Origin of the sequence: Microcoleus sp. S36a_B3, assembly GCF_036700745.1 — a bacterium.
Taxonomy (GTDB): Bacteria; Cyanobacteriota; Cyanobacteriia; order Cyanobacteriales; family Microcoleaceae; genus Microcoleus.
Map to the genome: position 1 here is coordinate 92886 of NZ_JAUBPN010000008.1, position 13384 is coordinate 106269.

General features: G+C 46.9%; 21 protein-coding genes. 16 read left to right on the forward strand and 5 right to left on the reverse strand.

What is annotated here, in order from left to right; translation table 11 throughout:
• Positions 1-146 precede the first annotated feature (146 nt).
• Both QUA01_RS11420 and QUA01_RS11425 read right to left on the reverse strand, forming a co-directional pair.
• Positions 147-431: a hypothetical protein gene (locus QUA01_RS11420; protein WP_333093591.1), complete on the reverse strand. Its 285-nt coding sequence runs from the start codon at positions 429-431 to the stop codon at positions 147-149.
• Between the two features lie 23 nt (positions 432-454).
• On the reverse strand, positions 455-1315 hold the full coding sequence (locus QUA01_RS11425) for a DNA phosphorothioation-associated putative methyltransferase (protein WP_333093592.1): 861 nt from the start codon (positions 1313-1315) through the stop codon (positions 455-457).
• Between the two features lie 84 nt (positions 1316-1399).
• Here QUA01_RS11425 and QUA01_RS11430 point away from each other — a divergent pair, with 84 nt between their 5' ends.
• The 5 genes from QUA01_RS11430 to QUA01_RS11450 all read left to right on the forward strand — a co-directional run bounded on the left by QUA01_RS11430 (position 1400) and on the right by QUA01_RS11450 (position 4544).
• Positions 1400-1735: a DUF3846 domain-containing protein gene (locus QUA01_RS11430; RefSeq protein ID WP_333093593.1), complete on the forward strand. Its 336-nt coding sequence runs from the start codon at positions 1400-1402 to the stop codon at positions 1733-1735.
• A gap of 134 nt (positions 1736-1869) precedes the next feature.
• Positions 1870-2709: a siphovirus Gp157 family protein gene (locus tag QUA01_RS11435; protein ID WP_333093594.1), complete on the forward strand. Its 840-nt coding sequence runs from the start codon at positions 1870-1872 to the stop codon at positions 2707-2709.
• A 137-nt stretch (positions 2710-2846) separates the two neighbouring features.
• On the forward strand, positions 2847-3263 hold the full coding sequence (locus QUA01_RS11440) for a hypothetical protein (protein ID WP_333093595.1): 417 nt from the start codon (positions 2847-2849) through the stop codon (positions 3261-3263).
• Positions 3264-3531: 268 nt separating this feature from the next.
• Entirely contained in the window at positions 3532-4164 is a 633-nt protein-coding gene (locus QUA01_RS11445) for a hypothetical protein (RefSeq protein WP_333093596.1), read from the forward strand.
• 65 nt (positions 4165-4229) lie between these two features.
• Positions 4230-4544, forward strand: coding sequence for a hypothetical protein (locus tag QUA01_RS11450; RefSeq protein ID WP_333093597.1), 315 nt, complete (start codon positions 4230-4232; stop codon positions 4542-4544).
• A 76-nt stretch (positions 4545-4620) separates the two neighbouring features.
• Here the strand turns inward: QUA01_RS11450 and QUA01_RS11455 are convergent, their stop codons facing one another.
• Positions 4621-4968, reverse strand: a complete 348-nt coding sequence (locus tag QUA01_RS11455) for a GIY-YIG nuclease family protein (protein WP_333133156.1) — start codon at positions 4966-4968, stop codon at positions 4621-4623.
• Positions 4969-5086: 118 nt separating this feature from the next.
• Here QUA01_RS11455 and QUA01_RS11460 point away from each other — a divergent pair, with 118 nt between their 5' ends.
• From QUA01_RS11460 to QUA01_RS11480, 5 genes are all read left to right on the forward strand, one after another.
• Positions 5087-5467, forward strand: coding sequence for a hypothetical protein (locus tag QUA01_RS11460; RefSeq protein ID WP_333093599.1), 381 nt, complete (start codon positions 5087-5089; stop codon positions 5465-5467).
• Between the two features lie 73 nt (positions 5468-5540).
• Positions 5541-5837: a hypothetical protein gene (locus tag QUA01_RS11465; protein ID WP_333093600.1), complete on the forward strand. Its 297-nt coding sequence runs from the start codon at positions 5541-5543 to the stop codon at positions 5835-5837.
• Positions 5838-5920: 83 nt separating this feature from the next.
• Positions 5921-6442 (forward strand): hypothetical protein, encoded by a 522-nt coding sequence (locus QUA01_RS11470; RefSeq protein WP_333093601.1) that lies wholly within the window; start codon positions 5921-5923, stop codon positions 6440-6442.
• Positions 6443-6568: 126 nt separating this feature from the next.
• A complete protein-coding gene (locus QUA01_RS11475; protein WP_333133159.1) occupies positions 6569-7429 on the forward strand; it encodes a DUF5895 domain-containing protein in 861 nt (286 codons plus the stop codon).
• Between the two features lie 120 nt (positions 7430-7549).
• A complete protein-coding gene (locus tag QUA01_RS11480; protein WP_333093486.1) occupies positions 7550-8017 on the forward strand; it encodes a hypothetical protein in 468 nt (155 codons plus the stop codon).
• A gap of 104 nt (positions 8018-8121) precedes the next feature.
• Here the strand turns inward: QUA01_RS11480 and QUA01_RS11485 are convergent, their stop codons facing one another.
• On the reverse strand, positions 8122-8301 hold the full coding sequence (locus QUA01_RS11485) for a hypothetical protein (RefSeq protein ID WP_333093487.1): 180 nt from the start codon (positions 8299-8301) through the stop codon (positions 8122-8124).
• Positions 8302-8459: 158 nt separating this feature from the next.
• Here QUA01_RS11485 and QUA01_RS11490 point away from each other — a divergent pair, with 158 nt between their 5' ends.
• From QUA01_RS11490 to QUA01_RS11510, 5 genes are all read left to right on the forward strand, one after another.
• The gene (locus tag QUA01_RS11490; RefSeq protein WP_333093488.1) at positions 8460-8954 is read left to right on the forward strand and encodes a hypothetical protein; all 495 of its coding nucleotides are present in this window, start codon (positions 8460-8462) and stop codon (positions 8952-8954) included.
• Positions 8955-9024: 70 nt separating this feature from the next.
• A complete protein-coding gene (locus tag QUA01_RS11495) occupies positions 9025-9387 on the forward strand; it encodes a DUF2493 domain-containing protein (protein WP_333093489.1) in 363 nt (120 codons plus the stop codon).
• A 121-nt stretch (positions 9388-9508) separates the two neighbouring features.
• The gene (locus QUA01_RS11500) at positions 9509-10669 is read left to right on the forward strand and encodes a hypothetical protein (protein ID WP_333093490.1); all 1161 of its coding nucleotides are present in this window, start codon (positions 9509-9511) and stop codon (positions 10667-10669) included.
• A 145-nt stretch (positions 10670-10814) separates the two neighbouring features.
• Entirely contained in the window at positions 10815-11312 is a 498-nt protein-coding gene (locus QUA01_RS11505) for a pilus assembly FimT family protein (protein WP_333093491.1), read from the forward strand.
• Positions 11313-11534: 222 nt separating this feature from the next.
• Positions 11535-11693, forward strand: a complete 159-nt coding sequence (locus tag QUA01_RS11510) for a hypothetical protein (RefSeq protein WP_333093492.1) — start codon at positions 11535-11537, stop codon at positions 11691-11693.
• Positions 11694-12193: 500 nt separating this feature from the next.
• Here the strand turns inward: QUA01_RS11510 and QUA01_RS11515 are convergent, their stop codons facing one another.
• A complete protein-coding gene (locus tag QUA01_RS11515) occupies positions 12194-12613 on the reverse strand; it encodes a hypothetical protein (RefSeq protein WP_333093493.1) in 420 nt (139 codons plus the stop codon).
• A 179-nt stretch (positions 12614-12792) separates the two neighbouring features.
• Here QUA01_RS11515 and QUA01_RS11520 point away from each other — a divergent pair, with 179 nt between their 5' ends.
• Entirely contained in the window at positions 12793-13332 is a 540-nt protein-coding gene (locus QUA01_RS11520) for a hypothetical protein (protein WP_333093494.1), read from the forward strand.
• Positions 13333-13384: the final 52 nt, after the last annotated feature.

The following is a 13384-nucleotide window of genomic DNA, read 5'->3' on the forward strand; positions in this document are numbered from 1 at the left end:
CCTCAGTAAAGAATCTTGGTGTATGCAGAGAGTGATGGCAATCAAAGTGAGAGCAACTGCCTACAATCCCAATCTGCTGTATCGTGTACTATCCTGGAATTACTATTTGTTTGCAAACACTGCGAAAGCCATTATATTAAAGTTTTTTAACTTTTTGATTCTTCTTCTACTTTTACTAATTCAACTAACAATGAAGCAGGAAGGCGGTGCAGCCATTGCTCTAAACTAGCTCGGTCTATGGATTCTAACTTGGTCACAGCTTCTTTGACCAACCGCGCTGCATTGTTATTATCCGAAGCACTTTCGACATTCTCTTGTGTTAATTGAGATTGGCGGTACTCTGCATTAAAAGTATCCACCTCATCTTCAGTGAGGTAAGAATCCCTCACCCAACCCGGTACCCAATCTTTCATCGAAATAACATTAGTCATAGCCCATCCTCAACTCTCGACGCTCATCCATTAATTATAGCTTCAACCTGCACCAATCTCCGTTCGTTGATGCAAAGCAAGTCCCTGCGTTCCATCGCTCCTACAGCATCCAAATAACGCTGACTGTGAGCCGTTCCCAGGTGCATGGTTAGCTTGCCATTGGGGAGAGAGCGAGAGCGCGACTTCAACCTAAAATAACAATAGCGCTTACCCTTTTGGATAGAGGAATGCTTTTCAATGATGGCATCGGCTGGAGGAATCCAAACACTCTTCAATTCCTGGTGCTGGGAATGAAGCAGAGAGCGGCATTGTGCTAAGTAATGGCGATCGCTGCTGTGGATAATCAAAGGAAGAGCGCGAGAGTGGTGAGCAACGGTGTAGGTATTGTGAGTCAGGTAACGCGCGGGTACGCCCAAAGTATCTTCAATCAAGTGTTTGAGTTCGGTATGTGAATAGCACTTCTCGAACGTACCCCACTTGGTAATTACGCCGTCGTTGTAAGCAACACCCGCATGATTCCTCGATCGCCCCGTGATAGCGCTAACCACCAAAGTGTGGCGAATGAGTTGGTAAGCCTGAATGAGCGCTTCACACCGCAGTGCGGGAACTTCAATGGTGCTCAGAACGTAAAGCAGCGTCACAACATCAACCGCTCTTTTGGGAGTGCGGGGGAAGTAGTAAGGGTCGTAACCGCGAGAACGAAAATTCATGGCTTTGAGGAAGCGAACATCATCACCGCGACCGCATCCATAATCCAAGTGTGCGTGATGGGGCAACAAAATCCCCGCATCAATAGTAGCAGCCATAGGTAAGCTCAATTCCTGGCGTTTTAGTGCAGCTTTGTGTCGGGGTACTGTCAACGTATCGGCGTTTGTTAAGGTCATTGCAAGATTCAATATTAATACAAACTATACAAATATTTTAAAGTAAAGGGCTATCGCATGGCTGAAAACAATAGGAATTAAGCTATGCTCTACGCTTTGATTAACAAAACAGGCATCCATCGGTTAGAAGTAGCAGAGAAGTTGGAACTAGCCGACCTACAAAACCGAGTTGGCATTGAAGGTGAGGATGCGTATATAGAATACCTGCGCCATCAATTTACTGACCCAGACATCGACCTAATCTGTGACGAGGAATTCTTGCACAAGAAATTACCCTTAACCTGCATCACCCGCCGAAGTATTGCACTATGCGGTCAAGTAATTGCTGCTGCTTGTACCGAAGACGGCGATACCATTGGACTAACCGAAGCTCAGTTTCAATTAGTAGCCGCCAATCTAACTTTTGCGCTAATCCTCTAATCAATCATGCCTCAAGTCCGCACTTGGGGCGACTCCCTTATTTTAAATAATAACGCATAAGTAATAACTAACGAAACTAAAACAAAAAAGCTATCGCAATGGGTACAAACAATGACGACAATAGGAAGAACATCATGCCCAGAAAGAAAACCCAATCACCAGCCTTACTAGAATCTCCGACATCCACTGCATCCACTGCATCCACTGAATCTATACCCAACCCTTCCTTATTGGATGCCATCTGCACTCAATTACTAGCAGCATCAGAACAAGGAATAGAAACACTGAACATTCTCAAAGCTCAACTAACAGCACAGCACGACACTTCCGATACTCCTGAATCCAATTCAATCGTACAGCAAGCGCGGGATTACATGAACCCACAGCAACGCGCTCTCATGGATAGTCGCTGCCAGATTCACCGAGCCAACGAACGAGTACGCGGTAAATCATTGCACCAACTCACAGCCGAATTGGAAGACTTTGATGAACTAATCGACAGCATCGAAGGTGAAGAAATCGCACCCGAATTAAAAGCAGCCGTGCAGCAACTACTCGAACAGCGGGATAGCACCTACGAGCAATGGCTCACCAAAGTTGATAACTATTGCGCCGCCATCACCAACCGCCACGCCATTAGCAAACAACGGAAAGCTGAAGCAGAGCGCTTGAACAAACTCGCAGCTACCGATAGCCAACGGGTGGATTGGATGAAGCAACAACTCAAGAAGTGTCTCGAAGCTCAGGGTGTCAAGAAACTAAACCTGCATCGCTTCAACTTAACTATCAACAAGAACGGCGGAGTATTGCCCCTCAAACTAACTTGTCAAGTAGCACAACTCCCTCCCCAGTTTCAGCGCATTGAAGTATCAGCAGATAATGGCGCTATCCGCAAAGCTTTGGAATCAGGAGATATCGCAGCTCAGGAAATTGCACGATTCGGAGAACGCGAGACTCATTTGAGAGTTCGGTAAACTTAACATTAAAGCCTGACATTCTCGCTTTGTTATCGAGGCTAATCTCAGGCTTTAATGTTAACATAAAAACAAAAGTAATTTAAATAAAATAGCTCTCGCTAGGGTAGAACAAATAGTAAGTTAGAGAGGTCATCATGCACTGCAACCTAGGGTTAGATTGCGCTCAAATGGGTTTAGATGAATGCGGTGAGTGCATCAACGAAGAACTTTGCCACGAATACACGAAAGCCTGGAACCTCTACGAGATAGTGCTACTCAAAGGATTCCCTGGAGCGGTGTATCTGTGTTGGCATAGCAGGGATGGCAATACCGAATGGACGGATAAACAATGGGGTTTTAAGCACCTGAATAACTGCGATTGGTTGCTGTACTACACCGCATCATTAAACTCTTTTGAGCAATGGCAACACGCCTATTACAAACTATCTAGTCTCAAGAATACCAAGTACATCCGCACTGAATTATTTGATGAGTTTGAAGCGTTGAGAAAGCAGGTAGACACCGAATATGGAAAAAGTCAAGAAAGCAGCGCTCTGATTCTCTTTGAATAACAGAAGCCAAAACAATGACAAGAAAGATTCACAACCTCCTCCGAAAAGCTTGTTTCGTAAAATGCCGCAATCCTTGCCATCACGAACGAGGCTACAGCTTAAAGCATCATAAAAACGCAGCCCGCATCCAAGTTTACTTTAACTCGTTTGAGTTGTTAGATGAAGCAGACCGACTTTTGCACACCCAAGGAATAAGGGTAGTGAAAAGCTTACCCCACCAATCTCAAGGCTGTTTTCTTTCTATTGAACTGAACCAGGAGCCACAACAATGATAGGAACGCATTTTATCGAATTACCCGTACCGATGCCACCCATGTTAGCTGAAATGGTGGGAGTCAACCACACTCAATACTTTGCTCTTTACTATCAAGGAAGCAAAGCCACATGGAGCAACGGTAGGGCAGGAAGTACCTTCAGTTACTACGCCGTGTACGCACCTCTAATAGAACACATAGCCCTAGCAATTTACTTAGAACCGTACAACTTAGGCTCCGATGATGAAGCACCAGAACACGCTATTTTATGCGATTGCGCTTTGAATAAAATGTATATCGGTGCGTACCAAGAAATCGATTGCTTTTTGTTGCAGCAGCATTCCGATGAGTTACCCAAGTTATCGCAACAAGAGTTTGAAGAAGCCGTAAAAGCGTTGAAGGATATGAGCTTAGCGCAGATACAAAGTTTGGGAATGTTCGAGATGTTCGGCAACACCAACCCCCAAGCGCGCCAACAAACCGTAGAGTTAGTGCATTGGTTAGACCGACAAATCACCGAAGAATTGATACAGCAGTACATCCAATCAGCAAATCGGGGTAATTGGACAGCGATGATGGCATTAGAAACCCTCAAACGCAGAATCTTGGAAGCTAAGAAACAGCAACAGCAACTTGATAGCAATTAAAACACTGATGCCGGGGAAGTATCCATATTACAGCCCCGGCATGGGTACAAAACACGGAGTTACCCATGAAGCGATTTACTTGGAGAGATAAAGCAATTCATAGCATTGCCAGCGCTCTCCTAGAATATGAAGCTCAATGCTTGTTAATGGGAGAAGCAATCGAAGGGAAAAGCGCTAAGAAATGGATATCCAAAGAGCGCTACCCCTTCGGCTTCAGGGAATACACGCCCTATCGGATATGGCTCCAAGAAGTTGCCAAGATTCCCTATTTCATCAGCACGGGATGGCCGGCAGTATCGTATCCGGGATGGCGTAACGGATTATCAAAGCGCCACCGCAGAAGCAAGGCAGCCAACGACGGTCAACTCAGCTTGTTCTAAGCAAGAGTCGGGTTGAGTGCAATGCTTCGATGAGATAGCCGATCGCTAATCTTGCCCTAATGCTGCATCACAACCGTTATTGTTTCAAGGTTTGCGGGGTTTGTATCCGAGAAAAGGGATTGCAGATAGGGCAGAGCAAGCGGTTGTTGTGGAGCTTCTTGAGCTGCCGTTCTCGATTCCACCCGCCATCCCAAGTCCGCACCAACACCAACTCTCTTCCTTTTTCCACCGCAGCCTTGGTGATGCGAGCTCCCGCTTTAGATTGGTGTTCCCTCAAGCGTTCGCCCACCGGTTTATTAGTGCTGCCCAAGTAGTGAGATGCCGTGCCTCTGGGATTAGTTAAATTGCCGATAGCGGGTTGCCAGTGGATTAAATAACAACTGGGTTGATGTGGGTTCATCGCTTCGATTAATCTTGTTTGCACCAAAGCGTTAGCCGTTTTATTTAAATTAATTTAGTTGTGAATTTAAGGATAGTTTTAATGAATCATAAAATATCAAAATAACGGCTATCGCATCGGGTGAAAATAGCGAGAAAGTACCATGCTAAATCAACCCAATAAACCCGTTCACATTGCCCCGCCTTACCGCATTCAATTAACTACCCTCACCATTGAAATGCAGTGCTGTATCGAAGTTGCAGCCGACTCAAATGATGAATGGATTACCCCCGATCCCGCATACTCGATTGGTCAACAAATCTGGTTGATTGCACCCGATTTAGCCGTTGAAGATTGGGAACAAAAGCGCATCTTCGGCATCGAACTCTACGCTCCCAGGTGGCAGCACGGCTCTCTCATGTGCGAACCCGTTTGGTACTACGGAATCAAAGCTCTCACGGGTCAAGGAGAAACCAAGTGGCTGACCGAGGACAAGATTACCCATCGCCCCCAATCCTACGATTTTGAATCTGATTGGTTTTAAATCAGCATCAATAACTCACAAAATCCCCAAGTAATTGCTACCGCTTGGGGTGCAACATTAGCACCACAAAATTATGCACATTACAACCATCGCCGTCAGCTACACCCGCAAGTTTAACTTGGGTAACTTCAATTCAGTTGACTTATCCTGCTCGCTGTGGGCGCAAATAGATGCAGAAGAAGATGAAGATTGCTGCATTGCCATATTGCAGGACAAAGCCAGGGAAGCAGTGCGTTCCGAATACCGCAAAGTGAAAAGCAACCAAGGGCCCGTACCCACCATCAAAATCAACGGTGCTTTTGTGGAGGATTCTCTGCCAGAAAGTGAAGACTTTGAAGCGCTTTCGGTGCATCCAACACATCTGCAATAGCGCCGGGATAAATGGAGAAAGAAAAGCCCCAGGTAATTGCTATCGCCTGGGGTACAACAATTAATTGAGTTGAGGTGAAGGTTATGAACAATCGAGTATTTGAGGGTGAGTACCGCGTTGAAGGTGACAAGCGCATCTTGCAGTGCCATTCCCGTGGAGACAAGCGCTACAGCCCCTTCTTTTGCTATGTAAAAACTTTTGGTACGACGGATTCAATCGAGAATCACTACCAATGCGCCAAGCGTTTTGAAGGTTGCCCCGAACCCGGTAACTGGACTGCTGCGAGATATTGGAAGCGCCAAGGATGCAAGCAAATCGCGTGGCAAATAGGCGATCGCGAGTTACCCGTGAAGTCGAACGAACAAGGCACTAGCTTTGCTCTTGATGATTGGGGAATCCAATACTACATCGCTTTGTGGCACCGACACTTATCCCAACATCCTGAAAAAGTAGAACTTGCCCGACACTTTGATGAATTTGAAGACCCGTTTAAGCGAGATTTTCCTTTCGGTCAAGCTGATATTATCCGAGTTGCGGTTCGCGAAGGAGTAGAAGCGCTGTTGCCTTATTTCGCTCCCCTGAAGCAACTCTGGGATACCAAGTAATCTTAGCTGGGCTGCAAGCTATGAACTATAAACTTGCAGCCCATCAGAGCTAAAACTCAATAATCAATAACCAATAAAACTGAAAGTAAATGGCTTTCGCTAGGGTGAAAAATAGGAGGCTTTATCATGGCTAAGAAATCAGAAGTCAATGTTCAATCCGATGTCGATATCCAATCCGATGCAATGCCCATCCCCGAAGTTGTAGAAGCTACCATCGAACGCGATGAGTTTGCCAGTCCCGATTTCGTTGACCCCGACGCTCGTTTGCCACGCATTCAAGCACTTCGCGGAGAATCGAATTTAGAACACTGCGGCTACTTCATAACGGTTGACCAAATGGCACAAGCAGGTTGGCAAGATTTTGATGAATCTCAACTAATCAAATATACCTTCAATTCAAGTCAAACCGAGCAAGGAATCTTGATAAAGAAACCCCGCATGATTGTATGCCCCAAAACACCCGTACTCGCCTTTGACCGCGATGAAAGCGAAAAGCTGCAACAAACGGTAATCCTAGGTTTGTACGACCGCACGGCTAAAGAAAACGAGCGCACGAGCAACATTCAGTTATTCCAAGTATTCCTGGTCAACTCAGAAAATCAACCGCTGCACTCCATTCCTTTGAGCTACAAAGCCAAGGGTGCGAATCAAGCGAGTTTTAGCAAGCACTGGCAGCAATTCTGCACCGAGATTACCGCTTGCCACGCCATCCAAAACCGCATTGCCGCTAAACCTAAGAATGCTGCTTTCAAAAGCCTTTGTGTATTCGAGTTCGAGGTAGAGCGTCAAACCGTCGGAGATAAAAAGAAATCAGCCTGCTGTTACGTTACCTCGCACACCAAACCCACTCTGGAGACTTGGAAACAGCACTTTTTAGGTTACGACCGACCAACCAAAGAATGGACTTGGGAAGCCCTCGAACCAGAGCGCCCTTTGACCATCCCCGCATTCCCGCAATCTCAACCGCTAGCTTTGCCTGAAAGCTAATTCACACTATCGGGGAATTGAGCAACTTCGATTCCCCAGAATTCAAACACTTTAAAAGTACACAAAACAACAACGAAACGGCTACCGCAACGGTTGAAAACAACGAATCAGAGGTATACTATGGCTCGCACAACTGCAAAACAACCCGAACTCCCCAACTTTGATGCTGCCTTCGGTGATGGCTTTACCGTCAAGGATTACTCCGAAAAAGAATGGGCAAGCGCGTACTATGCCATCCGAGAACTGCAAGGAAAAGCGCTCAGGAAATCTAAAATAGCTCAGGGCGATACGTTCTCCTGGGATGCCTACAAAGCTAAGTTTGCGGAGGTGTTCGGAACGCCCCAGGATAAGCGCTTCACTCTGGAACAACTCGTGAGCTACGGAACGCAAAAATGGGGGATGGATTTGGATGAACTCAAAGCCTACAACCGCCGTTCTTGGGAAAGACGCAATGTTGAATCTGCTGAATCCAAGGTATCGGTAATTCCCCCCGCTGTGAAAACTCCTAAAGGAATCAAAACGGTCAGTTCTTGGGAAGTGAGCAATCGGGTAACGGATAGTTGGGCAACGGATGATATTCCCTACTAATCGCCATTGAACCGCACTCCCAGGCTAGTCCTGGGAGGTACAGTACAGCTAATTGATACTTGGGTGCAGCCTATATTTAATGATACTTTGATACATCTCCGCCATCATTTAAATGCACTAATCAATAGTTGAACTAACGCTCGCCCGCTGCAACCGATCGCGCTTGGGAAACCTCCACCGCCCGCACAACCGATCGCGCTTGGGGAAACCTCCACCATCCGCTGCAACCGATCGCGCTTCCAATTCAAAGGGATATGAAGTTGCTGTAACAGTTGTACCGTCACTACAGAAAGCGGTAAACAGGAACGGTTGGAAGGGATGTCAAGCTTTACGGTAACCGAGACTTAAGGATGGGAGCTTCGCTGTAAGGATGTGAGGAGTTCCCTTGCTTAGTTAAGCGTTGGAGCTTCGCTGTGAGGGTGCAGTAGCTGAGGATAAAGCAATGACCGTTAAGTTCATCAACAAAGTAGACCCGGATTCAATCGAGGATTTGAGGAATTGGTGTCGGGAACGAATTGAGGATATGAGCCGAGATGTATCCCGTTACGCTCCCGGTCGATTGAGAATGTGGCTCTTTGCCGAATGTAATTTGCATCAAACCAATGCCCGAGTTTATCCAGCCTATACGGACAATCGAATCCAGAAATTTGCTGAGCGAGTTTTCCCTGGCTGCGATATTGGATTGTTAAGCTACAACGGGAAAATTGATTGGCACCGAGACCACAACTATGCAACAACAATTGCACGAGGTATCAATCTCGGACAAGCAAAGTTTGGCATCGGTTTACCCAACAATCGGGAGGTTGTTGATTTGGATGATGGCGATATCTATGAATTTAACTGCAAATCGCCCCATGCCATATTGTGGCACAGCCAAGAACGATTCAGCATTACCTTTTGGAAAATGCGGAACGAGTACAAACAACAACTGAGTTAACCAGATTTGAGATGAGGTAGAGAGTAAAATCTCTACCTTTTTTTTGTACCAACAATCACAGGAAAAGATAATGCTGAAAACCATCATCGCAGGTTCCAGAGATTTCAACGATTACGAACTGCTCGAAAGGCTGTTGGATATGTACTTCCAGCGCTATTCGACAGACCAAATAGAAATAGTATCGGGAGGAGCCAGGGGAGCCGATCGCCTCGGTGAACGCTACGCCCAATCTCGGGGTATAGCGCTCAAGGTAATGCCCGCAGATTGGCAGCAATACGGTAAATCAGCAGGCTACCGGCGCAATGAATCTATGGCGCAATATAGCACCCACTGCATCGTTTTCTGGGATGGCTCGTCACGGGGAACCCAGCACATGATTAATCTAGCAAATCAATACAACTTGGCTCTGAGAATCGTGCGCTACCGTTCCTAGAATATTGCCCTGAGCAAGGCATAAAAAGGCTCATTAGAAAGAAGAGCAAAGAAAAAAGGAAAGTAAATAAAACTGCTTTCGCTTTCGGTGTAAACACAATTCACTTCAGGAGACAAAGACCATGAACTTCATCAACAAATCGAACCTCGGAATCTATGCACCCAAAGCTTCAGAGAAAGTGGCAATCGGTGCCGAAGCCCAAACCGCTATCAAAGATGCCCTCTCCACCTACAAGAAACTCTACTACGGGTTGAGACAAACTGCTTGGCAGCACCGAGATAAGCGGGCTAGTTTCATGGATGCCAAATCCAAGGGAGAATTAGAGCAATTCATTCTTGCACCGGGTTGTCGGAATGAGGACGGTTCCTACTCCAAGGATGAATTGGATTTCCAACCGCTCAACAAATACCTCTGGGAGCGTTTCTCTAACCACTTCGAGGATACCTTCGGACTAGAACGCATTCAAGAATTGAGCAAACTCAAGGATTTGTTAGCCGTTACCGAAGAATTGCTCTCAGTAGCCCTGGACGAATGGGGAAACCGCATCCTCGAACGCATTGAGGATGAATCAACAGAATCCCTGGAAAACATAGCGCGATACACGAGCGACCTTCAGGGCGGTATCCGCATCGAAGCCGATTTCCGCAATCCCAACCAGCGAACGATCGCCATCAGTGCGCCCAACTTCTCCAACATCCCGGACGTGTTGGTCGAACAAATGCGGGGCGATACTTGCTGGCAGGGAAGGATTTACTTCGACACAACTGGAGTAGCAGCGCTCACATCCAAGTCGGCAAAACTCTTGGGTGAAATGCTCGAATTAGCCGCCAAGGTGAATGCGGGCATCAAGGAATTTATCGCAGCACCGGATTTATTCCTCGGTTTGGAATCGGCTCAAGCCCGCAAGCGCAACCTCCAGCGGGTGAAGGCGAGGCTCATCGAAATCAACGAGAACAATCTCACCAAAAAGCAAGTCGAAGCACCCGAAAAGCAAGCCACCCGCCGCATCAACGAAGCAATAGATGCAGCCGAGAATGCCGACCCCGATGGATTTGAGTCAGCTCGGAACCAAGCTAACCGCATCAAAGCCGAGAATCCAGTGCGCCAACAACCGCAACCGGGACAATTGAAACGGCGGGCTACAACCCTGGATGAAGTTGCCGAATGGATGGAACGCAACACCCATTTGTTGGGAATGGAATCAGACCTCGATGCCGAACTCGGAATCAAAAGCGTAAAACAATCCCCCAAGCACCGAGTTACTGAAGCTGACCGAGAATAAGCGCCAAAAGTGAATAACTGAGCGGTCGTACTTACAAGAGAGTGCGACCGCTCTTTTAATTCTCAACTAATTGAAGTCACAAGAAAACAGGAAATACCAATAAAACGGCTATCGCAGCGGGTGCAAACAATATGAGGCAACTATCATGCGCTATTCTACCAATGCTGGATTCACGCTAACCGAAAAACTCATTTTGATAGTCGTGCTTAACATCCTGTGCGCCATCGCAGTACCCGGTTGGATTGGTTTCATGAATTCCCAACAAGTTAGCGTAGCCAACGATCGGATTTATTGGTGCTTCCAAAAGGCTAAATCAGAAGCTCGACGAGACAAACTAATCATGGAGTGCCTGATTCGACAAACTCCCCAGGGCATCGAATATTCGGTTCATCGAGTTGATGAACCTCCCCAGTGGCAAAGTGCGGGCATCGACCCCAAAGTGACCATCAAAACTGCTACTTTCTACTACGACAAAATAGATGGAGCCTATCGGATGCAGTACAACTGGCTCGGTGTGAGTAACGGACGCTTAGGTCGCATTCACCTAATCAAAGAAAATGCCGAACGTTGCACCGTGGTAAGTACCCTTTTAGGCTCCATGAGAACCGGACGCAGGGGCAATTCCTCCAATCCTTGCATCTAACTCAAAGCCAAGCGTACCGAGAGTTTGTGCGCTGAGAGTTTGGGTGCTTCCGCATATTCGTATTGCCCAGCAATCCTTCCAAAGATGCTTGGCGTTGTTGCCTAAATCAGGAGATTGCTGGGAATAAGAAAACTCAATTATCTAGGTAACACAATTACAAATAAATATTAACAAAACGGCTATCGCAGGGGGTGTCAAACTAGAAATAGGAACCAGATTCCCATGCTCCTAATTAGCTTAGTGCAATTCATCGCTCTGTTCTATCAACAACAATTAGTACGATACATTGAATCCGAAGCATCCCTCACACCTTACTTAGCTCAACTAGAATTGCAGCACGAAATAGAAGCGGATTACTATCACGCTTGCGGGGGCTGGTAACTCCTCAACTTGGGGCAGCTATTGCATTCTACCCAGCTTCTCCCGCTGCCCCAACTTCCCCGTTGTTTCGATGTTCGAGTACGCCAAACTATTGCCTTTGTTTCGGTGTATTGGCATAGCAAGATACTCGTTGAGTTTCGGTGCATTGGCATAGCTAGATATTCCTTGAGTTCGGGTACAGGGAGTTATGGGCTGCGTATCAGTGTTCCTGCACTCAAAGCTCTGCGCTGCGTTTCGGTGCTCCCGCATAGCTAGATACTCGCTTGGTTTCGGTGCATTGGCATAGCTAGATACTCCGCATTGGGTATTCTCCGAATCGCGCTCTCTCCAGTTACTTTGATGCTGCACTAACTTAATCTTTAATCCAGGTTATTACAGTTTGTTACAAAATCATTACTTTCAGCAGCTTAGATTAGTTGGGGATTTCCAACTAGCAGGTATCATACGGCACATGATACTAGAAATGAAGCTGAAACTCATTTGGGATATCGAAACGGGCATCATCGCTTTGTTAAGGTCAACTTGGAGGTAAACAAAGCAGGAATCGAAGACTCGCTGCTGAACTGGAGAAAGTAGACTCCCGGCTCCAAAGTAGCTGTCAAGTTGCTCGAATATCCATCACTTGAATCCACCACTACGCTTTGACTCGAATTCACAATGGCGGTAATGGCGTTGTCCGTCACCAAATTCACTTGCACGGGAACATTCACTCGAAACCTCGCCCAATCGGTGATGTCATCCCCGCCGATGCTTTCAGAGATGGCGCTAACTCCACTGCGGTTCTTGCTAGCGATACCCTCATTCCAATCTGCACCAGTCAGAATATCCACACTTTCCCCGCTTTTGGGATTCCTGCGCTCTCTCGCTAGCTTTCCCATGTTCCACGCTCCACTCCGATTGTTGCCCATGTCGGTTTCCATAAGCTCGCTCTCAATCACTGCTGCTAAATTATACACGCTTTTGGATAGCTAGGCTAGCGTAATTACGTAAACAAAATAGCGGGGTTTTCCAGTGCCTGATTCCAGTTTGTTGCTAGGTTTTTTGCAGTGAGTAGCGCATATTATGGTAAACACAGCACACAAAATTTACAATAATTCCGATGACAACAGAAGTTTCCACAAAGCAACGACCCGACGAAATCTGCGAGGTACTGGGTATCGGAACATCTACGTACTACAACAGATTGAAGTACCTGGGAATTGAGGCAAGCAAAGATGCGGATGGAGCGTACCTCAACGCCGAGCAAATGAAACTGATGGAGGAATTGAACGAGCACATCAAAGAAACGGGGAAGATGAAGGGATTTCGGGATAGCGGCGGGCAGCTAGCGGTTTCGGAAAGTTCCGGTTTAGCATCAGCCTTGGATATTCCCGTGCAGCCGGAGATACCAGGGAGTGATGAGGATGGGGACGGGCTAGAAGAGTTGATTCGAGAAGCAGCCGAATTGAAGGTGCAGCAGGCGGCGATGCCGGAACTCATCAAGTTACACCTCGCAGCGGGGATGACCGAGGATGATTTGCCCGCCGACCTGAAAGCAAAACTCCAAGCGGTCAGGGATGCAGCCAACCCAAAGCAGAGTGCCGCCACAATAGCCCAACAACTGTTGCAGCGGCACCGCCAGAACCAAGCCAAGAATTAAGAAACGAAGCCACCAAAGTCTGCGAAATCCTCCGCAGCGGTCACTGCTGCAT

What these genes read in the sequence shown, in the direction of transcription:
- QUA01_RS11505 (WP_333093491.1), top strand. Translation starts at nt 10,815, where the DNA reads ATGCGCTATTCTACCAATGCTGGATTCACGCTAACCGAAAAACTCATT.
- QUA01_RS11450 (WP_333093597.1), top strand. Translation starts at nt 4,230, where the DNA reads ATGAAGCGATTTACTTGGAGAGATAAAGCAATTCATAGCATTGCCAGC.
- QUA01_RS11500 (WP_333093490.1), top strand. Translation starts at nt 9,509, where the DNA reads ATGAACTTCATCAACAAATCGAACCTCGGAATCTATGCACCCAAAGCT.
- QUA01_RS11495 (WP_333093489.1), top strand. Translation starts at nt 9,025, where the DNA reads ATGCTGAAAACCATCATCGCAGGTTCCAGAGATTTCAACGATTACGAA.
- QUA01_RS11475 (WP_333133159.1), top strand. Translation starts at nt 6,569, where the DNA reads ATGGCTAAGAAATCAGAAGTCAATGTTCAATCCGATGTCGATATCCAA.
- QUA01_RS11465 (WP_333093600.1), top strand. Translation starts at nt 5,541, where the DNA reads ATGCACATTACAACCATCGCCGTCAGCTACACCCGCAAGTTTAACTTG.
- QUA01_RS11520 (WP_333093494.1), top strand. Translation starts at nt 12,793, where the DNA reads ATGACAACAGAAGTTTCCACAAAGCAACGACCCGACGAAATCTGCGAG.
- QUA01_RS11435 (WP_333093594.1), top strand. Translation starts at nt 1,870, where the DNA reads ATGCCCAGAAAGAAAACCCAATCACCAGCCTTACTAGAATCTCCGACA.
- QUA01_RS11515 (WP_333093493.1), bottom strand. Translation starts at nt 12,613, where the DNA reads ATGGAAACCGACATGGGCAACAATCGGAGTGGAGCGTGGAACATGGGA.
- QUA01_RS11490 (WP_333093488.1), top strand. Translation starts at nt 8,460, where the DNA reads ATGACCGTTAAGTTCATCAACAAAGTAGACCCGGATTCAATCGAGGAT.
- QUA01_RS11420 (WP_333093591.1), bottom strand. Translation starts at nt 431, where the DNA reads ATGACTAATGTTATTTCGATGAAAGATTGGGTACCGGGTTGGGTGAGG.
- QUA01_RS11460 (WP_333093599.1), top strand. Translation starts at nt 5,087, where the DNA reads ATGCTAAATCAACCCAATAAACCCGTTCACATTGCCCCGCCTTACCGC.
- QUA01_RS11425 (WP_333093592.1), bottom strand. Translation starts at nt 1,315, where the DNA reads ATGACCTTAACAAACGCCGATACGTTGACAGTACCCCGACACAAAGCT.
- QUA01_RS11470 (WP_333093601.1), top strand. Translation starts at nt 5,921, where the DNA reads ATGAACAATCGAGTATTTGAGGGTGAGTACCGCGTTGAAGGTGACAAG.
- QUA01_RS11510 (WP_333093492.1), top strand. Translation starts at nt 11,535, where the DNA reads ATGCTCCTAATTAGCTTAGTGCAATTCATCGCTCTGTTCTATCAACAA.
- QUA01_RS11430 (WP_333093593.1), top strand. Translation starts at nt 1,400, where the DNA reads ATGCTCTACGCTTTGATTAACAAAACAGGCATCCATCGGTTAGAAGTA.
- QUA01_RS11445 (WP_333093596.1), top strand. Translation starts at nt 3,532, where the DNA reads ATGATAGGAACGCATTTTATCGAATTACCCGTACCGATGCCACCCATG.
- QUA01_RS11480 (WP_333093486.1), top strand. Translation starts at nt 7,550, where the DNA reads ATGGCTCGCACAACTGCAAAACAACCCGAACTCCCCAACTTTGATGCT.
- QUA01_RS11440 (WP_333093595.1), top strand. Translation starts at nt 2,847, where the DNA reads ATGCACTGCAACCTAGGGTTAGATTGCGCTCAAATGGGTTTAGATGAA.